This is a genomic window from Adhaeribacter radiodurans (genome assembly GCF_014075995.1).
GTDB classification, from domain to species: Bacteria; Bacteroidota; Bacteroidia; order Cytophagales; family Hymenobacteraceae; genus Adhaeribacter; species Adhaeribacter radiodurans.
Genome location: NZ_CP055153.1, coordinates 1,025,486 through 1,043,215, shown reverse-complemented (window position 1 = coordinate 1,043,215; position 17,730 = coordinate 1,025,486). Strand labels below are relative to the sequence as shown.

Sequence of the window (17,730 nt, the reverse complement as noted above, 5' to 3'; positions counted from 1 at the left end):
CAATTATTTTAAAAATAACTCATTTACATTACTTGCAGCCAGAACAAATAAAATCAGCAAGCCAAAAGCACCCATTATTTTAACTGGAGTTGAGTTTACATGGGAACCCATAATTCTAGCATCATTCCCGATAACATACATGGCTAACCCAATAAAAGGCACTAAAAAAATGGTAACGCTCTGGGCAAATACAATTAATTCCAAAGGTAATTTACCGAAAGCAATGGCGATGCAGGCTCCAATAATCATAACTAAAGCAATTAAGAAGCGCACCATTTTGGAAGTTAACTGGCTTCCATAACCCAAGGCATCGCCCAATAAAGTACCTCCTAAAGACGCATTTCCTACTAATGAAGAGAAGGCAGCCCCAAATAAGCCGGTTAAAAACAAAGTAGAAGCATAACTTCCAAAGAGAGGCTCCAGCGCTTTTGCCATATCGGAGGCACTGGTAACTTTAATGCCTTGCGGGTTTAAAACCGCTGCAGCACAAATAAGCACAATAGCACTCATGAGGCCGAGAATGAATATGCCGGTTATACTGTTGCGGCTGGTTTCTCTAATCTCCGGATTTTGCTTGATGCGCTCCTGCACCAGGTACGATTGGTATAAAGCGCCTACAATGGAAAAAGCGGAAGCCGTAAAGGCTATCACTAAACCCAATGAGCCTTCCGGAATGGATGGCACAAAACCGGCAGCTACCGCACTCCAGTCCGGATCAGCTAAAAACAAGGTGGTGATAAAGGAAAAGAGCATCAATCCTACCAGGAAGATCATCAGCTTTTCTAATACTTTGTAAAATGCCTGGAAAAATAATAGGGCAATGCCGATAACATTAAAAACAATAACCCAAATAACCGGTGAAGTACCATTTGCTTCCGCAATAGCAATTCCTACCCCTATGGAGTTTCCGGCCTGGAAAGAGGTGGCCACTAAAAATATCCCGAAACCAATAATAATAGCCGCTGCTTTTCCCCATTTTAACCGGATAGTAGCCAGTAAGGATTGCTTAGCCGCAACACCAATGCGGGCGCCCATAACTGTAAAAACAGTCATAAAAAATATTGCAACGGCAATTATCCAAAGCAACGAATAACCATAAACCGCCCCCAATTTGGAGGTAATGGTCATTTTACTTGGTCCAAATACCAAAGCCGCCGTTATGATGCCCGGTCCTAAGGATAATAAGACCTTTTTAAAGTAGGTAAAAAATCCACCAGCTCCTGTTTGTGGTGAAACCGTAACTGGTTCCTGCGTAACTCTATTATCCATTTATTTATCAGATTATAAATTCGTAGCTCTTCAGTAATATCAATGAATCCGGGAATTTTAAAATTTTAAAAATTTTCGTTGATTCTTCTATTCTGCTTTCCCCAACCTAGCTTTTTCTACCTCTTCTTTAGAGATGGGACTGGCTCCTTTTCCAAATTCAGCCCGGACGTAGGTAAGTACATCGGCAATCTCGGGATCGCTTAAGAAATGGAAAGCCGGCATCTGCTGGTTATATTCTTTGCCTTTAACCATTATCGGACCGGCTAAACCTTGCAATAAAATAGCAATCAATTTCTTTTTATCTCCCGTAACCTGCTCTGCTTCCGTTAAAGGCGGGAAGGTTCCGGCAACCCCATTGCCATCTTCTTTGTGGCAGGAAACACAATATTTGTTATAAACAACAGCACCGGCATTGGGTAATATTTCACTTGGTTTAGTTTCGGTTGATGCTATATCTTTAAAATTTGATGCATACGTATCGTTTTCTTTTATTTTAAATAAACGAATAATCCTGTCATCATTTTCCTGCGGGAAGCCTTTGGCTGGGTTCCAGTCCCGGTTGCTGGTAGAGATGTAAATATCGCCTTTAGGGGCTACGCATACATCGCGCAACCGCCCAAATGCTTTATCCAGGTAAATTTGTTCTGAAACGATGGCGTTGCCGGCTTTATTCAGTTTTAATACCCGAAAATCGGTTTCTTTAAGCGTAGTAAGCAATATAGAATTCTGCCACTCCGGAATAGCGGTAGCGTTGTAATAATCAATACCCGCCGGGGCGATAGTAGGTGTCCAGGCGAATAGAGGGTCAATTACGGCGTGCTGGTCACAAAAAGTTTTTTCGTGAGGGAGGTTGCATTTACCCGCCACGTTCGGGTAGCCATAATTACCGTTTTTCGTAATCAGGTTTATTTCATCATCGGTGGCATCGCCGTGCTCGGCGGTGTATAAATTTCCGTTAGCCGCATATACCAAACCCTGGGGAACCCGGAAGCCTTTCGCCCAAACCGGACTGCCCGGCATTGGGTTGTCTTGGGGCACGGATCCATCTATGTTAATACGTAATATTTTACCGCTTACAATATTATCCTTCTGGGCGTTACCTCCATTCTGCTCATTGTTGTTCACATCGGCATCGCCGGTAGCCAGCATTAATTTGCCATCGGGGGCAAAAGCAATGCGCGAACCATTATGCCCCACATCGGCGGGTACTTCCAATAAAACTAAAGGGGTGGTTAGTATATCGTTGCTATAAGTATATCGCACCCACCTCGACATTAATTTTGTATTATGCTTATAAGTGTAATTTAAGAAAACAAAAGGCTGTTTTTTAAAATTTGGATGCAGGGCCATACACAACAAGCCCAGCGTGCGGTAGCGGTATACCTCCGGAATAGCTAATAGTAATTTTTTTTCGCCGGTAACCGGGTTTACTTTGCTAACGCTGCCACTTTGCTCGGTATACCAAATCCAGTTATCGGGGCCCCAGGTTATTTCCCAGGGCACATTTAAATTATCGATAATTGTACTTACCCCTACCTTGGTGGAATCCAGCATAAATTGCTGCTCAATGGGTGTTTTTATGACTGATAATTTGGAATAGACTGAACCCGGGCCAGTAGTTATTGTGGAACAGGAAAAAATCAACAGGAAAATGAAAAATGATAAAAACTGTATTATTTGCCTGTTTTTTAAATAAAGCATAAATATAAATTAGTAAGCATAATAAGCCCGTAAAAAGACATTATTAAATCGATTTACTTCAGGAAATATTCGAGAAATAAGTAGGCCTTTTCGTTAGAATCGGCATTAGGCGAGTGCGCCGGCCGGTTAGTCATCGCTACCCGGTTATCTTGACCCAGTAATTTATTAACCATGATGGTATGATTTAAAGGTACCCACCGATCCACAGGGTCTTCGGACCCACCCGACACCAGGAATGGGCGCGGAGCCATTAAGGCATGCAGTTCGTGTAAATCAAATCCTTCCTTAACCAGTTGAGGGTACAAACCTTTGGCCGGATTTTCTACCGAAACAATCCCACTTTTCCTCCAAGGTTTAGGATGGTAACCTAAATACCAGGGTTCCCAATAATTAACATTTTCCCTTTTTTCATCAAACACGATTCCTGGATCAGACCAGACGGCACAGGCAAATTTGTCGAACAGGCAGGAAGCAAACATGGCCCACTTACCCCCAAATGAATGCCCCATAATACCAATGCGCTTTGCATCTACTTCGGGTAGCCCGGCTACTACATACCAGGCATTGGCCGCCGCATAGCCCAGCATCGAAAGTGGCTGAACGGTTGCATTTTCAACAGAAGGATAATAAATGGAATACGTTTGAGCTTTGGTAGCATCCGTAGTACCTATAGAAAGCGTTACAAAGCCTCTTTTGGTTAGTTGTAAGGCAAAGTCCCGAAAAGGCGCACCTCCAACACCAATAGCAGTTTCCGGTTCATAAAAGACGGTAATTACGGCCGGCTTTTTTCCTTTGCCATCGGGCACTGACAGGTAGCCCGTTGTTTTTTCGGTGGGGGTCCAGTTGAAGCGAATGCGGTGCTGGGTATAGCCTTCCTTGCGGGTTGTTTCCAGTATTTCCATTTTCTGGTTTTCAATGAAGGCCGGCCATTCCCCCATTAATCCGTGCCATTTTTTTAAAATTTCTTGTCGGCGTTTAGTCCAATCCTGCTTGGTTTTTACTTGGCTACCATCATAAAAACTTAATGGAGAACGGTAACTCCCAAAATCATTTTTATAAAGATCAGGTGGCGAAAAATAAGGCGCTATCTGCTCCCAAATAGCCTGTCTTTCAGCCTTTTTTAAGGTCTGCCCATTCAGCTCAGAAGCCAGAAACATTATTATTAGAAGCGGAATAATGTTTTTTAAAAAACACTGTATCCTGTATATATTTAAAGTTCGTCTCACCTCTTTTTTAAAATTTTTGCTTCTATCACTACCCCGTTTTCCCTATCAGAAAATTAGAATTTTGCTAAATACTCCAGCGTCTGATTTTATGCCCGTACATCGCATAAAATACCAGATAGAGGTAGCATGGGAATAGCACCCAGTAAGCGGCGCGTTCATTTAAAAGATCGGCGAAGTAACCGTAGAAAAGCGGCATAATCGCGTTCCCGCATAAGCCCATAATCATGATGGAAGCTCCCAGTTTGGTAAACTTGCCTAAACCATCCAGGGCCAAGGGCCAGATGCCCGCCCATACCAGCGAGTTTGCCAATCCCAGCAAAACCATAAACCAGATAGAAATATCTGCCTGGTGCCCCAGAAAAGAAACCTGCCCTTTTGCGAAAATAACGAGCAGCGTAAAAATGGTACCCAGCAAGGTGCAAACCCGGAAAGCATTTACCTGGCTGATAAACCGCGGTATACAAATAATGCCCAGAATGTACCCGCAAATGGTGGCAAACAAGGTATAAGACGGGAATACCTTTGCTTCCATTAACGGGATATTCATAGTGCCGGCATATCCGATGATGGTATCTATGGCGATAACCTGAGTGCCTACGTGCAAAAAGATGCTGATTGCCCCAAGTATTAAGTGCGGAAACTGAAAAATACTGGTCTTGCCGGAGTTGGCGGTAGCTACCTCGGCCGTTTCTTCTTCCGTATTAATTTCGGGCAACGGCGAAAAACGCACCATTAAACCCAATGCCAGTAACACACAGCCTAATACGCTGTACGGAAGAATTACCCGGCTAATTAACTCATCTAAAGCAGCATCTTTCTGACTTTCACTCATTGTACCTAACTGAGCAAAAAGGTCTGTATCGGTAGCTTTTAAAATAACAGCGGCAAAAATAATGGGTGCTAAAATGCCAGCCGCCTTATTACAAATACCCATAATACTGATGCGCTGGGCAGCGCGCTCCTTTGGACCGAGAATGGTAATATACGGGTTTGCCGCCGTTTGCAGGATAGCTAAACCTGCTCCCAAGGTAAATAAACCCAATAAGAATACTTCGTACGTGCGGGTAGATGCGGCTGGTATAAATATAAAGGCCCCGGTAGCCATGGTCCAGAAGCCGACCATCATGCCTTTTTTAAAACCCATCCGTTTGAGCAAAAAAGACGCTGGTACCGACATGACAAAATAGGAAATATAAAAGGCGAACGTTACTAAGTAAGACTGGAAGTTTGTCAGCTCACAAGCAATCTTAAAATAGGGAATCAGAATTGCATTTACCCAGGAGACAAATCCAAAAATAAAAAACAGCAACCCAATAATCAAAATTGAAATAGTGGTATTGCGCTTTGATAAGGAACTTACCCCAACTGAATTACTTTCTTTCTTTTTTGTTATCGTATTACTCATACCTATATTTTTTGATTACTAACGCATTAAATTTTATTGATTTTCCTTACAGATGCGAGTGGGCAATCAATAATTAAATTATCAATTACTTGTTACCAGAAGTTTAAAGCATCGGGTTTAAAAGCTTATTTACCTTTAAACCCTATTGCACTAATGGTTTTTTAAATTTTTTAAATTTAAACTTTGGGTTCCCAGCCTTTTTGATATTCGCGGCTCCAGAATTTCAGAGCGTCGTTGTCATTCAGAATATGGCCATTGGTTGGGTCTATATTTAAAGACCTGCCCGTACGTTGGGAGATGTTACCTAGCTGCACCAGCAATGTGCTTTGGTGGCCACTTACAATATCCGAATTTAATTTGCTTCCTACCCGAATAGCATCAAAGAAATTCTGGATATGCAAGGCATCTAAAGCCTGTGAAGGATTGGCTAGATTACGCGGATCAATAGCTGCATTATCGCTCTTCACATCTTTTACCACCTCATTTTTTAAATTATAAATCGTATAGGCATTGCCGGCACCAATAAATAAAGAGCCGTTTTCGCCATAAAACATCACTCCTACCGAGGAACCTTCAATAGGCTTGCCATTGCAGCTGCGGCCTTCCCAGGAAATAGCCGTATTATTCTTGAACTCTAAATTAATTACCTGCGTATCCGGCGTTTCCCAATCATCCTGGTAGCGATACCGCCCTCCGGATGAGGTTACCCGGGTTGGATAATCTACGCCTAAGCCCCAACGGGCTAAGTCTACCATGTGCGTGCCATTATTTAAAGCTTCGCCGGTTCCCCAGTTCCAGAACCAATGCCAGTTGTAATGCACTACATTATCTTTATAAGCCCGGCGAGGTGCCGGGCCCTGCCATAAATCATAGTTTAACCACTCGGGTACCGCCGTAGGTTTACCAATACCAATGGATTCGCGATTATTGGTGTACCAGGTTTTGGCAAAATAAGGGCGGCCAATAACGCCAGCTTTTATTTCATTAATGGCGGCAATTACATTGGGCCAGGAGCGGCGCTGGTTCCCCATCTGTAAAATTTTATTGTATTTTTTTGCTGCTGCCATTACCAGTTCGCCTTCGTTGGGGTTGTGGCTGGCTGGCTTTTCCAGATAAACGTGCTTACCGGCTTTACAGGCCAAAATAGCCGCCGGGGCATGCCAATGATCGGGAGCCGTTACAATTAAAGCATCCAGGTCTTTATCCTCTAAAGCTTTGCGGAAATCGCCTTGCTCTTTTGGTTTTTTCTTGGTGAGTTTCTCAATGGCGGCACTAAACTTTTGCGAAGCTCGGGAATCCACGTCGCAGCAGTACAACACTTCACAATTGGGTTGGCTGGCAAAATTAGAACCTACTGCCATTCCGCGGGAATTTACCCCCATGGCGGCTACCATAATCCGGTCGTTGGCACCTAATATGCGGCCGTAGCTTTTTGGATTAAAGCCAGGTAGTATGCCCCCGATTGATAATGCAGCCGTACCCAGGGCCGCTTTCTTGATAAATTCTCTTCTGGTATTTTCCATTTTATGAGCTAGGATTTTCTGATTTTTTAAAAATTTAAACTTTTGCCTTCTCCATCACACTTGCCAGGGTAATAGCTTTGCCGCCCTGTCGTTTACTCTCATCAGCAGCTTCCATAAAGGCATATATTTCCAGGGTATCCTCCGGATCAACCGGAATTTGGCCTGTTTCAAAAAATTTAATTATTTGCTCTAACAAAGCATTATAACCGCCGAATTGGCCTAAAGTAATATTCCCTTTTTCAGCATAAGCAGTCCCGCCGTAGTCTGACTTTCCATTTCGTGTTCCCCGAAAGGTACCAATGCGGCCATCTTCCCAAACCCCAACTACCAGTTCCGTGTTTTCGGTTTGAGTACGGGTTACGCTCTGGCATCCTTTGCCCATAATGGTAAACAGCGTTTCTACCCCATGGATACCATACCAGAATAAATCCGGGTGGGATGGCTCCAGTGCAGCCGGGCCGTACGTATCAGCGCCTAAAATTTTTCCTTCCTTACCTTGCGCGGCCTCCTGTGCACTGGGCATATAACGTAGCGAAGAGCTGGAGAATAGCGGCACTTTTCTTTTCTTTGCTTCTTCGTAAATAGCCCTAACATCGCGTAAGGAAGCCGCAACCGGCTTATCAATAAACATGGGCTTACCGGCTTTTAAAACTTCCATGGCTTGTTCCAGACGCGGGTGACCATCGTTGGTCTCAAGCAATACCACATCTACTTCTTTCAATAAATCTTTAATAGAATTGGAGATTTTAACACCGTGCTTTTTGACTTCTTCGATATATCCAGGTATCCGCTTCGTACTGGATTCTATTTTTTCACTGCCCTTCGGATAGGCCGCTACTATTTTGTAGCCATCGTATTTATCACCGGCGTTGGGGTTATTAAGTTCTTTTGTAAAGGCTACACTATGCGACGTATCCAGGCCAATAACCCCTACCCGTTTACCTTTTTCTTTACCCAAAACAAGTCCTGAATTTAAATTTAATCCTAAGCCTACGCTAGCCATTGTTGCAGTTTTGATGAATTCCCTTCTGTTAAAGTTTTGATTCATGAGTATTTGATTGATGGATGACTTTTTTAAATTTTCAGGACTTTGCTTAAGTGGTTATATCCTTACTAATTACAATAAGGCATCTAATTTTAAAATTTTTAATTAATTCCCTTTTGGCTCTTCCTGGGTCCGTAAAAAGGCCACCAAATTCAATACTTCTGATTCCGTTAAATTATCGAATAACCCAGGGGGCATCATGGATACTGCGGTAACTTCCCGGGATTGAATGGCCGATTTATTTAACACAACTGCTTCCTGCCCCACTACCCGCAACGTAACCTGCCGCTCATTTTCGGCAATAATGTTCCCGGAATAAGTACGCCCATCGCGGGTAGTTACCACCACCAGTTTGTAATCATCTTGAATGTCGCCACTGGGGTTAAGCACATTAAACAGCAAGTAATCTAAATTAGCGCGGTTCGAGCCGGTCAGGTCTGGCCCGATGTTGCCGCCTTTGCCGTACATTTTGTGGCAGCTGCCGCAGGTACGCTGAAATACCGCATTGCCTTGTACTACATCGGCTTTGCTCACTGCCTGAGGAGTTAATAGTTTCTGATACTTGGCAAAGGCTTTTTCGTCGGTGCTGCTTTGCTCAATGGGTCCCCATATTTCTACGAAGCCACTACCTACTACCCGTAATAGTTGCCGGGCTACGTAAGGCGGCACATCTCTTTTGGGGATGCTATTATCTTTAATGCCTTGCGCCAGCAACCAACCGTATTTAGGACGAGCGGCCATGGTTTGCACCACTTGTAATTTTTCGGCGGTATTAAACGAATTGTAACGCGAGAGCAGCATTTTGCCAAGCGGTTCGTCATCAAAATCAGCAATGGCCCGGATGGCATCGCCGCGTAAACCCGGATCATCTAATAATAAGGGCAGTTCTGCTAAAAGCTCTGGTTGTTTGCGGCTGGTAATGGCTTGCAGTGCTTGGCGGCGCTGGTCTAAAGGCGCATTTTTATTCTTCAGAGTTGCCAAAGCTCTTTTCACCGATTCGGTATCGCCGAACTGCTGGGCCAGGTCTTGCGCCAATTGCACTATTTTCTCATCCGGAGATTTTTGCAATTTGGCATAAACAGCTGCCCAGTTAGCAGGAGCAGCTAAATCGTAACGGCCTTCCAGCCCTTCGCGCATGCCTTGCAGCATACTTACCGGAGGCTCAGGTATTTTACCTAAAGCCGTTATTAAGGTTTCTACAGCATTGGCATCTACGGTGCGCCGGGAAATATATTGAGCTACCATTGGTATTTTACTTTGGCTGGCCAATTCTAATGCCCGATCCGGATTTTCTTTTACCAAGGGCTCCACGGCAAACCAAATCATTTTGGGTAAGTTATGGTCTTCCGCATCTTCTCCGTGCTTCACTAGTTCGCCGGCAATTTTCCAGCGGTCGGCGGGCTCCATCCGTTGCAATGCCGAGGCCAGGTATAAGCGCACCACTGCCGATTTATCAGATTTTGCCATTTTGGTAAACCTGGCCATGGCTTCTGAACCCGGATTTTTATCCTCGTTTAATAATTGAATTGCCCAAGCCCGAACGTATTGATCTTTATCAGATAAGGATTTCAGCAGGTTTTTAGCTGGTAGACCGCCTGTTACGTGTAAGCTCCACATGGCTCGTAATCTGTAATCTGGATTGCTGATTTTCTCGAATAATTGCCAAAGTTGGTTGTGCGTAGTAACCGCTAATTTACCTTTTGCGGCCCGGTTTTGTAAAATAACGCGAGCCCGCCGAGCATGCCAGTCGCTTTTCCTTGTCTGCAGATTTACCAGATGTTCATCGGTCATCCGGGATAAATCAGCATAACGGCCTTCCCAGTTTTCGGCCAAAGAGCTCTCCGGCATAATCCGGAATATCCGGCCGGTTTCACTGTTCAGCACATCATTGCCGCAAATATCGCCATCGTGCCAATCCAGTACGTACATACCGCCTTCCGGTCCGATTTCCATGCTAAAACCAACCCATTGCGCATTGTTGGCCATCATAAATTCATTACCGTGGTGCGAGGTAAATCCAGAGCCTTTCGGCACCAATACATCGGATAATACCCCGTGGTCGTGGATGTTAGCCATAAAAACACGACCCCACTGGTTAGCTGGGAATGCATCCGATTGGTAAATCCGGGCTCCGCCGTGCGCCGACCGGTGGCGGTGGTCAGCAATGGTTTTGATATCGTTATACACATACGGATTAAAATGCTGCCCACCCTGGCGGTGATAAATCCCCCCCGGAATGACGTGCCACAAATGGGGAATTACGCAGGCGCTAATTAACAATTGCCCTTTGGAATCATGGTCGATGCCCCAGGGATTGCTGAAACCGTGAGCTACTACTTCAAACTTATCTTTAGTAGGATGATACCGCCAAACCCCACCGTTTATATCCACACCTTCCCCTTTCATCACATCCGGGAAAGGATCATTGTGCCGGTATATTTTTCCTTTGCCGTTGGGTTTACTAACTTTAGAAGGAGTGGCAAAACCCTGCAAACCATATAACCAGCCATCGGGCCCCCAATGTAAACTGTTCAGGGTTTCGTGACGGTCGCGGATACCCCAGCCGGTCAGCCGTACTTCAATATCGTCCATGTCGGCTTTGTCGTCCTGATTTTTATCGGGTACAAAAAGCAGGTTAGGCGGTGCCCCCATAAATAATCCATCAAAACCCACGGCTATCGCAGAAGGAAACGCAATACCTTCCAGGAATACCTTCTTCGTATCGGCTACCCCATCTTTATCTGTATCTTCCAGAATTAGAATGCGGCTGTTACCTTTGGCAGAAAAACCTTTGCCCCGGTTTTCGTAGTCCCGGTTTTCGGCAATCCACATGCGGCCGCGGTCATCCCAGCAAAAAGCCATGGGTTGGGTCATCAGGGGTTCGGAAGCCCAGGCATTTACTTTATAACCCTTCATCAGAGTCATATTTTTTACGGCTTCTTCGGGTGTTAAAAATTTTGCTTCTTTGCCTTCTTGTTGGGCCAACTTCCACAAATCTGAAGAAGAATTTTTGCCGCTGAATTCTGCCCAGGCAGTGTTCATTTCGGTGTCGTTCAGGGCTCCAGTGTACACCACCACCTGGTGCCGGATGGTTTCAGTTTCGCCTTTGGCAATTTTCCAATCGCCGGTACGGGCACGGGCCGGACCAATACCCAATTGTGGGTCAACACGCCAGGGGGTAGGAAACCCTTTGTTATCGGCATGGTCAAAAATGGCAATGTGGGCCAGGTCTGAGCGACCTTCGACTTGCATCCCTACATCGGTCCAAATGGCTTTTTGTCCTTCGGCTTTTTCATTTCGTTGCCGGGAGGCATTTATTACTTCCCCGTTGATGCCTTCTTTCCAGGGCATGCGCAGGAATAACCCACCGTAATCGTATTTCCCAATGGTTACATCCTGCTTTGCTTTGCCGTTCCACTCCAACGTAAGAAAATATTTACCCTGCTGTTCGCGCATGGCCCAGTTTTGGGTTTCCGTTAGTACCGGGCTGCCTTTCTCGTCTACTAAATCATAAACGGTTTGCCACTTTACTTCCGGACCATTTGCTTCTACCACCTTCGCCGCAACTTTACGCCAATACGTACCTTCGGGATGATGGAAATAATCACGGCCATTAACCCGGGTGAAACCCCAGTATAAACCGGTTTGGTGTTTGTGGTGGCCAGGGCTATATTCTGTTAAAATACCTTTACCGTCCGGTGCCACAATGGGGTGCATGTACGGCCGGAAATTGGATTTGGCGTTTTGGGTGAGAATGGGTTCCGTGCCATTCGCCCGGAATACAGAGATGGTACCAGCCTGTTCATCTTGTTTCAGGGTTAATACCGTAGGCGCATCCGCTGTTGAGTTTGATATAGATTCCTTCGCTTTCTGGGAAACACAACTATCCAACAAGATGAAAAGAAAAACAAAAGAAAGGATAGATCTTATTTTCTCAATCATATTTTTGCGACATATCTTTTGTTTCGTTTTTTACTAAATATAATAAAATAATTGCAATCAATTTTTAAAAAAAGATAAAGCTTTGCAAGCACCATTAATGCAATTTGCATAGAATATTCACCAAATTATTTTGTAACTCGCCGATTTTCAGAACGCAAGATTATTCTTATACTCTTCGTACAATGTCGGCTCACATGGTTGAGGTCAGACAAGGAATAATTCCTGATTAGTTGTATTTTTCCCATGATACTGGCATTTTCCGCACGTAGCATGGTTGAAAAGGATAGCATTACAAGAACAAAAACCCTATTCTCGCCATCAATGGCGACATAGAATTCTTATTTTTTCTTTCCCGAAATGAGCGCAGCCAATTCCATGCGGACTTTATACCATTGTTCCTGATCGTAACTCCAAACATCAAGGTTACCGATGGATTTATCCCCAAATGGTTCTTTGATGAGCTTATCGACAATAGCGTCGGCACGTTTCGAGTTGCCATCAAGTTTTGCCAGCAAACGTAAATATTCATAATCCTGCACACCGTCGCGCATTGTTTTCAGACGAATGGACGGACAAGGTTCCGATACATTAGGCACCATGTCCGGTTTGTAAATGACCGAACCGTTCCCATTGAATTGCCGGTATGTGAACTCCGCATCGGCTTCCGAAGCTTCCTTGTAAAAGTCTTTCCAGGATTCAGGATCGTACCAGCCCCTTTCCCAGCCGGCACCAATGCCCCAGCTGATCCAGGAGTACGTTTTATATTTCCAGCAACTCCAGCTAATCGCGCGGTCATTAATCAGTGGTAAATCGATGAATGTCGAGCTTCCTACCCAGCTGTTCAGTTTATGTTCATACAGCAGCGGGCCGTAAAGCCAGTCTTTGATGCCCATTTGCTGGTATTGCTTTACTTCATCAATGTTGTAATTGATCGTATGTGATGCCCAATCCGTAATGGATTTCCCGATTACGTCCATTGCTTCCTTGTTATAAGCCCCGTCCACACGGAACTTCGCCTCCGGATATTCTTTTTTGAAAAGATTACCATAAAATACCATCCTGGACCACGCCTCCGGAAAATACGATTCATCTAATCCGTTCAAATAAACCGTGAGCAGCGTTTTCTTAGGATCGACCATCGGGAGCAAATGCTGGCGCACCTGCCGGATGCTGCTGGTGTATATAGCCTGGTTGGCCGCATTGCGTTCTACTTCTGGCTTGCCGATATCCGGCCAGCCAGCGGTACCATGCTTGCCGTACACGTCGAACGGCAGCGCAAAGGTTTCGAGTGGCTCACCGTAGCCGGGACCGTCAACGTAGCCATGTTCTTTGGTGAAGGCTTGACCGGTCAGGTATTTTTTCAATCGCTGGTCAAACTTGTCCCAATCGATTTGAACCTTGTTGTCTTTTACCTGAATTTCAGGATCGTAAGTTGGATCCATTAAAGAAATGCGGTTGCGCTTGAAGAGCTGGTATACAGCCAGTTCTTGCTTTTCATCCATTTCACTCAGAAACCCTTCGTGTTGAAGACTGGCTTTGAAGAGGTTCTCATTAGGCAGTTCGAAATCCCAGATTGTCAGGCTAATCGGCATTTGTTTGACTTGGCCACCAATCGTGACCGTAATTGCGCTCTGATACGTGCCTGGCTTTGCCCTTTGTGCGTCAAGAGGAATAAACTGATCCACCCAAATAATCTGTGAACGTTGGTTGCTGATCCGGTTATTGAAGTCGGGCAAGGTAAACGGGTACACCCACCGGCCGTGCACCTTTGCCGAGTCGGTCTGAATGTATTTAAATGGGATTAATGCGTCAGGATACCAGCCTTTGCCAAGGGTGGATTTCGGGTAGCCTGTACTGGTACTTTGCACATTTACAGACCATTCCAGAAAAAGCTCAGGCTTAACGGCTAGCTCAGTACTGCCATTCTTAAAAGGTGCCATCTCAAGCTTGATGTCGGTCAGCTCGGCGTTTGATTCATTGGTCAGTACCAATTGGAATGAAACATATTCTCCGCGCGCGCCGTGCAGGGAAACCTGTTTTCCATCATAGATCCAGTTTTTATCCAGAAGATTACCCTTTCCAACCTGATTGGCCGGTACTCCTTTGAATCGATGTTCGATGATTTCATTCGTAACCGGATCCAGCCGGACCGAAGAAGGTAGCGCCCGCAGTTGCCACGGGTCAGCGCCGTTACCTTTATTTCCAATATTGCATGAAGTTAATGCTAAAAAGCAGAAGAGTACTTTCGCAAATCGTATCATAGTTAAGTTTAGTTCAGGAATGTTGATCAGCACTTATTGGCCGACCGGAAAAATCATTAACTGACTGAGTGCTTCATCTTCCCCCATGACCATGTATTTTCCATCATTAGAGGCAGCAAGAGTGCTCAATTGAAAGCCCCGCCAAAGAATGCCCTGCTCGATCCCGGGTGCTACCATCATAAATTCGGGATTGCCCAGATCAACAAAACCAGCGCCTTTATCATCATAATAAAACAAATGAGAGTAACCCGGTGCACCACCTGCCAAACCGTACAATCGCCCATCACGCCCGAAAGCCAATGCCTGCAATCGGGCCATCATCATGGGTTTGCCCAGATTTTTGATTTTTTTAGTGGCAGGATTCAGTACAAATAACTGACCATCACCGGCATTACCGCCGTACAGTTTTCCGTCGGGTGCTTTGGCCCAAGCTTCCACTTGACCCAATACCTCACGCCCCCAAACAGCAGGCAGGGGAGTTTCCAGAAACTGGAAGTTTTTTTTGGTCGGATCAAAAGCAAAAACGCGGTTGCCCGCTGTACTGCCATAAATCAATCCGGCATTATCCTGAATGAGCGCTTTGCACAGATAAACCTCCGGCCCGACAGCATATTCGTGCAGGTTGTTCAGTTCTTTTTCTTTGGGAGCCACTTCATTAAATACCTGCACCTTTTTAGTTGCAATGGTATAGGTAAAAAAACGGCCGCTCGGATAGCTGATCCCATACAGTTCGGTGCCTTCCCGGTTGCTGAGCAGTGTAAAAACGCCTTCTCCGGCGACCGGGATACCCAAATCTTTTACTTCAATGGCATCTCCTTTGCCGATACTAACCTGCAACAAGTGACCCGCCGGCTGCTTTTTCTGGCCCATTGTGCCGGCATACAGCTGGTTGCCGGTACCTTTACAAAATCCTGTTGCAATGCTTTTTTGCCCGGGAATATTCTCCTGCAAATCCTTTGTTGCCAGGAGTTTCCGGCCAGAAATGGATGCAACAAAAAGATAAGGGGATAAACCTTCTTTTGCCGAAGTACCACCCAAGATCCGATCACCCTGCACAGTTAAAGACCTGATCGCATTGCGATACAAGGGGAGGCGTTTTTCGGTACTGTTAGGCAGCGAGACTTCTATCGCAAACGCTTCTTTGGGGGTAAAAAAAGTGTACTGAGCCAGGAGTGGGCCGGTACATGTCAGAGACAAAACTGGTAGAAGTATTTTTTTTAAAAAATTTCTCATTTCCGGATTTCTTTTTCGGGATTGAACTGGATCAGAAACGGCTTAGTTGAATCGCCTTTAGCAGATGGATTACGCCGGGCCGCGAAGTACAGATTTCCGTCTTTATCCCTGATGTCGCAGCCGGTAGCTTCTGTCATGGCGGTAATAGGATATTCACGCAGAATAGTCTTTTTGCCGGTAGCTGGATCACATTCAACCAAAACGGTTTTGTCTTTCAGCACGTAATTACCGTGACCGCCAATGATGTAGTACAGCTTGCCATTTTTGCCAATGTTCAGGTTGGGCACATAAGGTCCCCAGGCTTCTGTTTTGCCTGTTTCAATAACGCCTCCCAGGTCTGTAACCTTGCCAATTCCGTTTTTTTCCGGGCGAAATGCGATGAGTTTTGCGCCATAGGTGATCAGGTAAATAATGCCTTTTGCTTCATCTTTGGCGTAGGCGGTAACTCCCGTGATGATTTTTGAGCCAGGCGTTCCAGGAAATGCCGGCAGGCTCTCGCGTGCAAATATTAATGAATCGCTGTCTTTTTCATATTTCACTAATCGCTGCCGCCAGTCTACATAATAACAATGTCCCCACCAGTCGGTGAACAATATACGCGGAACGTGCGAGCTAGCCAGTCGGCCGAGATCGCGCAGGTGATTTTTGGCTGGATCATAAACCATAAAATGCGCCTGTGGATAGGTAATTCCATAAAGCATTCCTGTTTTTGGGTCAATATCAATGTCCTTAATACTTTCGTAGGGCATGCCTAATCCCAGATTTTGCAAACCTGTTTTAGAATTCCATTTCATAAAAAAACCGCCGCCATAACCTTGCGGATGTTCCATCAAGTACTCCTCCCGCGACTCGCCACCATCAGTTGAGAAATAAATGGAACCATCCGGCGCCGCTACGATCTTGGAATGTATTTTTCCCTGCCACTGAAACTGGCGCAAATGAGCCATATTCGAGACAAACCCATTCAGTTTCATCGAATTCTGAGCCGGTTCATAAGTATACAGTCCTATGTTATCGCGATGATTAGTTACCCCTATATGTACCGTGTTAGAAGCCGCATTGTAGCCGATTGAACCCCAGGTAGAGTGCGCTTCGGGAAAATCTGGATATTCAATAAACTTAATATTCTTATCACTGGCTGCGGATTTCTGGGCCTGCGTAGTTTCGGTACCCGCTACCAGAAGCAGTCCGACAAGCCAGCATGCCGCAACGTACAATCTATTCGAAAAACGAAAGTTCATGAGGAGCTGTTTAGTAAAAAGTATTAAGGGTTTAGATGAGAATTATATTACGCTAATGTAAAGAAACTTATCTAAAAAAGCATATGAAACTAAAAAATCTTCGTTTAATTCCTATTTTCTTTCAAAAGGTATATAAACTCATCTAAAAAGGAATATAAAACTCGATAAGTTTCATTTAATTTCTATTTACTTTCAAATTGACGCTCTTAGACTTTGTTGGATTCTTCAAAGTCCATAAGCAGGACTGCTTTGATGGTAAGTACATACCCTCAATGATGATTGCATGAGGAATGGTCTAGTACAATTTGACAGTAAGCACGGATGCAAGTGCAGGTGTAATGAGCCCAATGACAATTACTTTTGCATAACAAATGCATATACTAGGCAGTGCGCCCCAGTGTATTGGCTGACTGCAACATATCCAACAAATAAGACCTGCTGAATTCCCATTCAAGGACTGATTGAAGTCGGTTATAAACAATGCAAGCAGGATGAGTGCGATGGTTTTTGCAGAACGAAAGTGATATTAATGTGTATTTCAAAAAGTATTACAGTAGTTCCTATACGTCCAACATTCCTAAAGAAGAAGAATGCCAGAATCTGTTTCTTCCAGATTGCCTGTCCAATTCACAAATTGATTACGGATCGATCTGCATAAAGCTTGCTTTCATAATTCTGGAACAAAGCGCTGCCGACGCTACGGGGCAGGCCATTGATGCCAATGTGGCTATGCAGAATGTAGATGATACTAAACTCAAAGCTCAACTATTGAAAGACAAACAGAAATTGGAGCTTTAAGATACTCTGTGTTTCTTGATTTTACCATAAAAAATACCCCCAAGAAGTGTTTAACTTTTGGGGGTACTTTTTATACAGGCTTTCGG

At 44.8% G+C, this 17,730-nt stretch carries 11 protein-coding genes; 1 reads left to right on the top strand and 10 read right to left on the bottom strand.

The genetic code is table 11. The annotated features are described in order from the left end of the window. Positions 1-3: 3 nt before the first annotated feature. The 10 genes from HUW48_RS04700 to HUW48_RS04655 form a co-directional block, all read right to left on the bottom strand. Entirely contained in the window at positions 4-1,269 is a 1,266-nt protein-coding gene (locus HUW48_RS04700) for an Nramp family divalent metal transporter (protein ID WP_182414572.1), read from the bottom strand. A gap of 87 nt (positions 1,270-1,356) precedes the next feature. Then, a complete protein-coding gene (locus HUW48_RS04695; RefSeq protein ID WP_220463992.1) occupies positions 1,357-2,823 on the bottom strand; it encodes a PQQ-dependent sugar dehydrogenase in 1,467 nt (488 codons plus the stop codon). 200 nt (positions 2,824-3,023) lie between these two features. Continuing rightward, the gene (locus HUW48_RS04690; protein WP_182414570.1) at positions 3,024-4,127 is read right to left on the bottom strand and encodes an acyl-CoA thioester hydrolase/BAAT C-terminal domain-containing protein; all 1,104 of its coding nucleotides are present in this window, start codon (positions 4,125-4,127) and stop codon (positions 3,024-3,026) included. A 133-nt stretch (positions 4,128-4,260) separates the two neighbouring features. Further along, positions 4,261-5,601 (bottom strand): sugar MFS transporter, encoded by a 1,341-nt coding sequence (locus tag HUW48_RS04685; protein WP_182414569.1) that lies wholly within the window; start codon positions 5,599-5,601, stop codon positions 4,261-4,263. Between the two features lie 176 nt (positions 5,602-5,777). Further along, positions 5,778-7,124, bottom strand: coding sequence for a Gfo/Idh/MocA family protein (locus tag HUW48_RS04680; protein WP_182414568.1), 1,347 nt, complete (start codon positions 7,122-7,124; stop codon positions 5,778-5,780). A 34-nt stretch (positions 7,125-7,158) separates the two neighbouring features. Then, on the bottom strand, positions 7,159-8,172 hold the full coding sequence (locus HUW48_RS04675; RefSeq protein ID WP_182414567.1) for a Gfo/Idh/MocA family protein: 1,014 nt from the start codon (positions 8,170-8,172) through the stop codon (positions 7,159-7,161). A 102-nt stretch (positions 8,173-8,274) separates the two neighbouring features. Then, a complete protein-coding gene (locus HUW48_RS04670; protein WP_182414566.1) occupies positions 8,275-12,111 on the bottom strand; it encodes a PVC-type heme-binding CxxCH protein in 3,837 nt (1,278 codons plus the stop codon). A 338-nt stretch (positions 12,112-12,449) separates the two neighbouring features. Continuing rightward, positions 12,450-14,372 carry a glycoside hydrolase domain-containing protein gene (locus HUW48_RS04665; protein ID WP_182414565.1) on the bottom strand — a complete coding sequence of 641 codons (1,923 nt, stop codon included), beginning with the start codon at positions 14,370-14,372 and terminating at the stop codon, positions 12,450-12,452. Between the two features lie 33 nt (positions 14,373-14,405). Next, on the bottom strand, positions 14,406-15,569 hold the full coding sequence (locus HUW48_RS04660) for an NHL repeat-containing protein (RefSeq protein WP_246343692.1): 1,164 nt from the start codon (positions 15,567-15,569) through the stop codon (positions 14,406-14,408). Positions 15,570-15,601: 32 nt separating this feature from the next. After that, positions 15,602-16,846: a hypothetical protein gene (locus HUW48_RS04655; protein WP_182414563.1), complete on the bottom strand. Its 1,245-nt coding sequence runs from the start codon at positions 16,844-16,846 to the stop codon at positions 15,602-15,604. A 495-nt stretch (positions 16,847-17,341) separates the two neighbouring features. Here HUW48_RS04655 and HUW48_RS04650 point away from each other — a divergent pair, with 495 nt between their 5' ends. Next, complete coding sequence (locus HUW48_RS04650; protein WP_182414562.1) at positions 17,342-17,644, top strand: FAD-dependent oxidoreductase; 303 nt, start codon at positions 17,342-17,344, stop codon at positions 17,642-17,644. The last annotated feature ends 86 nt before the right edge of the window (positions 17,645-17,730 follow it).